The sequence below is a fragment of the bacterium genome, assembly GCA_037147175.1.
Taxonomy (GTDB): domain Bacteria; phylum Cyanobacteriota; class Vampirovibrionia; order Gastranaerophilales; family UBA9971; genus UBA9971.
On record JBAWVS010000081.1, the window covers coordinates 1 to 6,967 of the forward strand.

The following is a 6,967-nucleotide window of genomic DNA, read 5'->3' on the forward strand; positions in this document are numbered from 1 at the left end:
TTTAATATTGATATGACTATATTTTATCACAAATTAGACGTGCATTGGTCTTAATTTAGCAAGCGGTTCCTTTACTGTTTTTGCGCCTACTGACGAGGCGTTTAAAAATTTACCCGCAGGAACTCTTGAAATGCTCTTGAAACCTGAAAACAAGAACAAACTTGTTCAAATACTTAAATATCACGTTGTATCAGGGTCTATGAAGTCTCAGGATGTAATTAAGCTTGACGATATTGAAACTGTCGAAGGCTCTAAAATTGAGATTATGAGACGCAACGACGATGTTCTTATTAATGATGCCAAAGTAGTTATGGCTGATATTTACACTAAGAACGGCGTAATTCACGTTATAGACAAAGTGCTTTTGCCAAAATAAAATATTAATGTAAGTTAATACTTTATAAATTGATTTTAAAACTGCCTCGTAAATTTCAGCTTGAAATTATGAGGCAGTTTTAAAATATTCTGAAATATCAGGATAACCTGCCACTAATATGTACTGAAAAATCAAGACAGCCTTTTTCAGAAATCATGTCCTATTAGACTAAAACTAAATCATCACTTGTATTTTTAACCTCTGTAACAATGTTGTAATAAAATTCATCAGGTGTTTTATACTCTAAAGAACTGTGAATTCTTTCTACGTTGTAGAAATTAGTAAATTTATTGATTCCAATCCTTGCATCAGATATTGTTTCGTATTTATTAAGATAAATATCCTCATAATTTAAGGTTCTCCAATATCTTTCAATGTAAATATTATCAATAGCTCTGCCTTTTCCATCCATAGATATTTGAATATTATGTGATGAAAGAACTCCCGTAAATTCATGGCTGGTAAATTGACACCCCTGATCAGAATTAAATATCTTAGGAGCTCCATATCTTTCTATGGCTTCATTTAAAGTTTCAATACAGAAACTCTTATCAAGGCTATTAGACAAATTCCAAGATAAAATTTTTCTTGAATAAAGGTCTATGATTGATACAAGATATGCAAATCCGTGCATTAACGGAATATATGTAATATCCGTCGCCCAAACTTGATTTGGTTTCGTGATTTCAAGACCTTTGAGTAAAGATGAATAAACAGGATGCGCTTTGTTTCGGATAGTTGTTTTTGGTTCAGGATAAAAAGTTCTAAGGTTTAGTTCTTTCTTAACCTTTGCTACCCTGTCTCTACCAAGATAATAGCCTCTCTTTTGAAGCTCATGATATGTTCTTACTCCTCCATAAAATGGCAGTTGCTCATATATTTCAACTATTTTTGAAATAATATCAGGTTCTATTCTTTCCATAAATGGTGTTTTGGTATAATACAAAGAACTTCTGGATACGCTAACCAGCTTGCATTGCTGCTTTAAACTCATTTTATCACTTTCTTTATCAATCATAGCTTGCTTAGTGTTTAACCCCAAATTCGCTACATTTTTTTGAGCCAGTTTAACTGTGTTGTTAAACTGCTAATCTCTCTGTATGCTTCGTCTAAAGCCTTTTGCTTTTCCGAAATCTCTTCTTTATGAGCTTTTTCCACTTTTTCTTTTGTAAATATTGCATCTATTCCTTCTAAATATTCAGAATGCCACCTTGTTAGGGTTTTTACGGTTATTCCGTATTGAGAGCATATCTCTGCTTGTGTTTTGTCTGCTTTGATAAATTCTTTTACCACTTTCGCTTTAAATTCCGGCGGATAAAATTTAGGATTCTTTTTCATGTTTTTCTTCCTTTCGTTTTGTATTTTTCTATTTTACCGAAAGGACATGTTTTTTGCTTTTCCTTGTCCGAATTACTCAGTACATATTACCCACGGCGTCACTAAAATTTCGAACAGAGAATTCTCTATTTTTTCTCCTAAAAAATCCCGAAATATTCTATCAAATTAACTCTCTTTCAAAACTCAATTCCGCAAAGCCCGCTACACCGGCTGTAAAAAGACAGTTAATCTGAGATGAAGTATCGGTGAGTCTGAGATAAAATCTCGAAAAATTTTAAAAAGTTGGATAAATTAATCAAAGTAATGAACCAATACAGCTTAGTTTTTCATCGGAATATATGAATATCAGAACGCATAATCATTCCATATCTCTATAACAATTATGATAAACTTGAGCAGAAATACTTTTCTTTCCATTAAAAACTATTGTAAAGTATCATCCGGTTCTGGTTAGTGTATCATTCAGTCTTGGTCAAAATGCATTTTTTATTCACTTTTCTTGTAACAGGTTAAAATATGCTTGAATTTCTTTTGATAACATCTCACATAATAATATATCGCCGGACTTCGCTGAATCTTCCAGCTTTAAAGCAAGTTCACTTAATTCGTTTATTCTTAAATTAGCACTTGAGCCTTTCATCAAATGAGCCTCCGAAGCTAATAATTCAAAATTATCAACTGAAATAGCTTTATTAATATTTTCTATCATAAGAGGAAGTGCTCTTATATATTCATCAAAAAACTCTTGAGCTTCGTCTTTTGAAAATCCGGTATTTTCAATAATTTCAGAGATAACAGAACTTATTAAAATTTGTTTTTTATCAATTTGTTCAACGGGTAAATGTTTTTTTATAGTTTCAATAAAAGTTTTAGCATTAATAGGTTTAGCTATATAGTCATCCATTCCGAATGACAAGCATCTATCAACATCACCCTCAAGGGCATTCGCTGTTAAAGCAATAATCGGAATATGCTTTTTGCCGTTTTCCGAAATTTCTTTTAAAGCTTCAATACTCCTTATTTCTTTCGTTGCCTCGTAACCATCCAAAACAGGCATTTGACAATCCATCAAAATCAGATCGTAAAATTTACTTTGATATGCTACTACTGCTTCTTGACCGTTTGATGCAATGTCACAGGTAAAACCGACTTTACTGAGAATTTTCACCGATAGTTTTTGGTTAATTACATTATCTTCGACAAGCAGTATTTTAAATTTACTGTTAAATTTATTTTCTTTAATAGTGTGCTTGGTTATAAGTAAGTCATTATTCCGTGTATCCTGATTTGAGGTTACTTCTGCCGCAAGCGCAATGCATTCAAGCATATCGCTTTTTCTTATCGGCTTGGTTAAATATCCGGCAAATCCTTTTTCTTTAGCTTTTTGACTTTCTCCTCTTTGAGCTAATGATGTAATTAAAATAATAGGAGTATCGGCAAAGCCTGAGATAGATTTTATTTCAGAAGAAAGCATCAGGCCATTCTGATCGGGCATATTAAAATCAAGAATAATAACATCTATTGCCGGTAATGATTTTAATATTAATAATGCTTTTTCCGGAGAGTCAGCTTCGTAAACATTGCAACCCGCTTCATTTAAATAATAGCCCTCAATTTTTAAGTTTGTTAAATTATCATCAACCACAAGAATGTTCATTCCTGTCAATGACAGGGAAGATGATTTCAGTGTTTCGCATTCTTTACATTTTTCAAAATCAGCAGTAAATATAAATACAGAGCCTTTACCTTCTTCTCCGGTTACATAAATCTTACCGTTCATCATTTCTACTATTTTTTTTGAAATAGTTAATCCGAGACCTGTTCCTCCATACTTTCTGGTAGCAGATGCATCAACCTGAGTGAATGACTCAAATACGGCTTCTTGTCTTTCTTTAGAGATACCGATGCCTGTATCGGAAACTTCAAACCTTAATGTTACTGAATTATCTTTCTCGCTGTCTTTTTTGACAGTTATTAATATTTCTCCTTGGTTAGTGAACTTAACGGCATTGTTAACAAGATTGTTAAGTATTTGTTTCAATTTGCCGGGATCGCCGGAAATTTTTTGCGGAATATCTGAATAAATCATTGAGTTAACTTCGATACCTTTTTTACAAGCAGCTGATATTGCCAAAACAGTTACATCTTCAACAACAGATCTTATGTCAAATTCGATGTTTTCCATCAGCATTTTTCCTGCTTCAATTTTGGAAAAATCAAGTACGTCATTTATAATATTCAATAACAATTCAGATGATTTTTGAGCTTCTTGTGCAAAATCTTTTTGTTCTTCATCAAGATCGGTGTCTAACAATAAATTTGTAAATCCTATTACTCCGTTCATAGGCGTTCTGATTTCGTGGCTCATATTGGCAAGAAATTCGCTTTTAGCTTTGTTTGCTGCTTCAGCTTGTTCTTTTGCTCTGATCAGTTCGATCTCTGCATTTTTCTGCCCGGTAATATCCCAATTAGTTCCTGTCAGACGTAAAGCCTGCCCGGAGTCATCTTTAGACACGACAGCCATTCCTCTGATATTTCTAACAGTACCGTCAGGCCGGCATACACGAAACTCAGTATCAAACTCTTTTTCACCGTTTATTGCCATTTGTATTTCTGCATCACCCCGTTCCAGATCGTCAGGATGAAGACCTTTTCTCCAAGCTTCATAAGCACCGCTGAAATCCTTTTCGGTAATGCCGTACAGATTAAACATCCGTTCATCCCATATTAGAATATTATTGACAATATCGTAATCCCAGACGCCGATACCTCCGGCAATCGTAGCTAAATCAAGCCGCGTGGCGGCTTTGGCTAAGTCCGTTTCTGCTTGCTTGAGTGCTGTAATGTCAGTCATAACCGTCATAAAAAGTTTTTCGGTTTGATTATCGATCATAACCCCTGAGAAAAGACCTGTAATAATTGTGTTGTCTTTTGCTTTTGTAATGATTTCATAATTTTTAAATTTGCCGTATTTTTTCATTTCGTCTTTAATTTCTTGAGGAAGATCATCATCGATAAAAAGTCCCAATTCTTTTGATGTTTTGCCGATAACTTCATCTCTTGTTAATGATGTAAGCAAAATAATGATTCCCGAGGAAACAAAGGCTTTAATGCAGGAATATGAAGTTAAATCGTTTATGTCGGCTCCAATGTTTTATGCAGGCGAGCCTGTAGGTGTATTAGTATTAGATTCAGTAAAAAGCTTAAGAGAATATACCGAAGAAGAAAAAAATCTCCTTGAAACAATAGCAAATCAGTCTTCCGTAGTAATAAATCAAGTTGCTTTGACAGAAAAAATACAGGAAACAAGCGAAAGAGAACAATTTTTAAGGGAAGTAATAAATAATATTTTACTGAGTGAAAATCTGGAAAATGCCATGACTCTTATTTGTGCAGAAATAGGAATACTCTTTGATGCAGAAAGAGTAAAAATAAGGACATATAATCCGGTAAAAAATGTTTTTTCGAAAGTTGTTTCGGAATACAGAAAAAATGATCAAATTCCTTCTCTTCTTAACAATAATCCTAACACCGAAGAAGTTTCCGAATACATTTTAAAGATTTTCAGCAAAAAAAATGAATATTTTATAGTTGAGGAGATTGAAAACAGTCTTCTGCCGGATTACATGAAAGATTTTTGCAACTCTGTTTCTACAAAATCTATTATTGATGCTCCGGTTTTTTATAAAGATCAATTATTGGCAAGCATTATAATTGAAAATACAACGGGACCCAAAGTATGGGAGAAAAAAAATATCGATCTTCTAAATCCCGTATGTCAGCAAATTGCTGTCGGAATAAATTTATTTACCCTTGTTGAGGACAGGGAAAAAATTCTTAAGAACGAAAGAACTTTAAAAGAAATAATTTCCGATGTAAGTATGTTTGATACCTACAAAGAAGTAGATGATTATATATTAAAGAAACTTTTAACAATTTTTGAGGTCGAAAGAGCGGTTCATTTTCATTATGTTGAAAATTCCGTATATATAGACAGCGAAAAAACTTCCGATGAAAATACAGAAAGTTTAATTTCTACTTGGCATTTCTCAAAAACACATATTCAGGAAATACTTACCGACCCGGGACAATTTGTTACCGTAAACGATGTCGAGTCCGAAATTAAAAACGAAGACCTGAAAGCATATTTCCGGTCACAGAAAATTAATTCATGTATTTTTTATCCGACAGTTAAAATAATAACACCGGAATCCAATAAAATTATAGAAATTACAATGCTTGCAAGTTCAATAAATAAGTCATGGAGTGAAAATGAAAAAATAATGCTTAAACTTATAGTTGATGCCGTTTCTGCAATATCTCTTAAAATTCTTGAAAAATTGAAAACGGAAGAAATTAAAAGAACATTTACGGCAACATTAACGCATGACTTGAGAAGCCCGATAATTGCAGAACAAAAAGCTCTCGAGGCTATGATTTTAGGAAAAATCACCTGCTCAAGTGAACACTATACGGAATATCTGGAAGATATTCATAAAACCAACGAAGACCTTTTAAAAATCGTAAATAATTTATTGTCTGTTTATCATTATGAATCAGGAAAACCCCCGTTAAATAAAACCGAAATAAACATAAAAGAGCTTATTCAAGAGTCTGTAAAAACATTAAAATATCTTGCCGCAGAGAAAGACTCACAAATTAATATTGATATTCCCGATGAATTGCCGGTAATTCATGCGGATAAAGAAGAGATAGGCAGGATTATCTTCAATCTTGTCGGAAACGCAATAAGGCATACAAGAGAAGGTACTGAAATACAAGTAAGTGCCTTGAGAGAAGATAATAATATTAAAATTTCGGTTAAAGATAACGGAGAAGGAATACCGAAAGAGCATATTCCTCTAATGTTTCAGAGATTTCCTACCGAAAAGAGAAAAGTCGGCACGGGATTAGGATTGTATCTTTCAAAGCAGATTGTGGAAGCCCATGACGGCAAAATATGGTTTGAAACTGAAGAGGGAAAAGGAACAACCTTTTATTTCACCCTGCCGTTAACAGAGAGCCGGCAACATCAGTAGTATTCATCATACAAGGATTTTTATTATGAAAGTTAATATAAACCAAATGGATCCTGAAAAACCAATGTTTCAGAAAACCTAAAGGTGAACCTAAAACTATTGGAAGAATAAAAGTCTAAAACAGCTGAAAAATATTTGTTAAGAAATATGAAGCTTACTCTTACTCTTACTCTTACTCTTACTCTTACTCTTACTCTTACTCTTACTCTTACTC

Annotated in this window: 5 protein-coding genes and 1 pseudogene; 2 read left to right on the forward strand and 4 right to left on the reverse strand. The window is 33.2% G+C overall.

The genetic code is table 11. From position 1 onward, the window contains the following. Window positions 1–64: 64 nt before the first annotated feature. A pseudogene (locus WCG23_12690) lies at window positions 65–376 on the forward strand (fasciclin domain-containing protein). Between the two features lie 163 nt (window positions 377–539). Here WCG23_12690 and WCG23_12695 read toward each other — a convergent pair. The 3 genes from WCG23_12695 to WCG23_12705 form a co-directional block, all read right to left on the reverse strand. Continuing rightward, window positions 540–1,418, reverse strand: a complete 879-nt coding sequence (locus WCG23_12695; GenBank protein ID MEI8390727.1) for an IS3 family transposase — start codon at window positions 1,416–1,418, stop codon at window positions 540–542. A 5-nt stretch (window positions 1,419–1,423) separates the two neighbouring features. Beyond that, window positions 1,424–1,714 (reverse strand): transposase, encoded by a 291-nt coding sequence (locus WCG23_12700; GenBank protein ID MEI8390728.1) that lies wholly within the window; start codon window positions 1,712–1,714, stop codon window positions 1,424–1,426. 490 nt (window positions 1,715–2,204) lie between these two features. Then, window positions 2,205–4,793 carry a response regulator gene (locus tag WCG23_12705; protein ID MEI8390729.1) on the reverse strand — a complete coding sequence of 863 codons (2,589 nt, stop codon included), beginning with the start codon at window positions 4,791–4,793 and terminating at the stop codon, window positions 2,205–2,207. A 4-nt stretch (window positions 4,794–4,797) separates the two neighbouring features. Here WCG23_12705 and WCG23_12710 point away from each other — a divergent pair, with 4 nt between their 5' ends. After that, window positions 4,798–6,753 carry an ATP-binding protein gene (locus WCG23_12710; protein ID MEI8390730.1) on the forward strand — a complete coding sequence of 652 codons (1,956 nt, stop codon included), beginning with the start codon at window positions 4,798–4,800 and terminating at the stop codon, window positions 6,751–6,753. Window positions 6,754–6,785: 32 nt separating this feature from the next. Here the strand turns inward: WCG23_12710 and WCG23_12715 are convergent. Further along, the coding region (locus WCG23_12715) for a hypothetical protein (protein MEI8390731.1) at window positions 6,786–6,967 on the reverse strand (182 nt) is incomplete at its 5' end.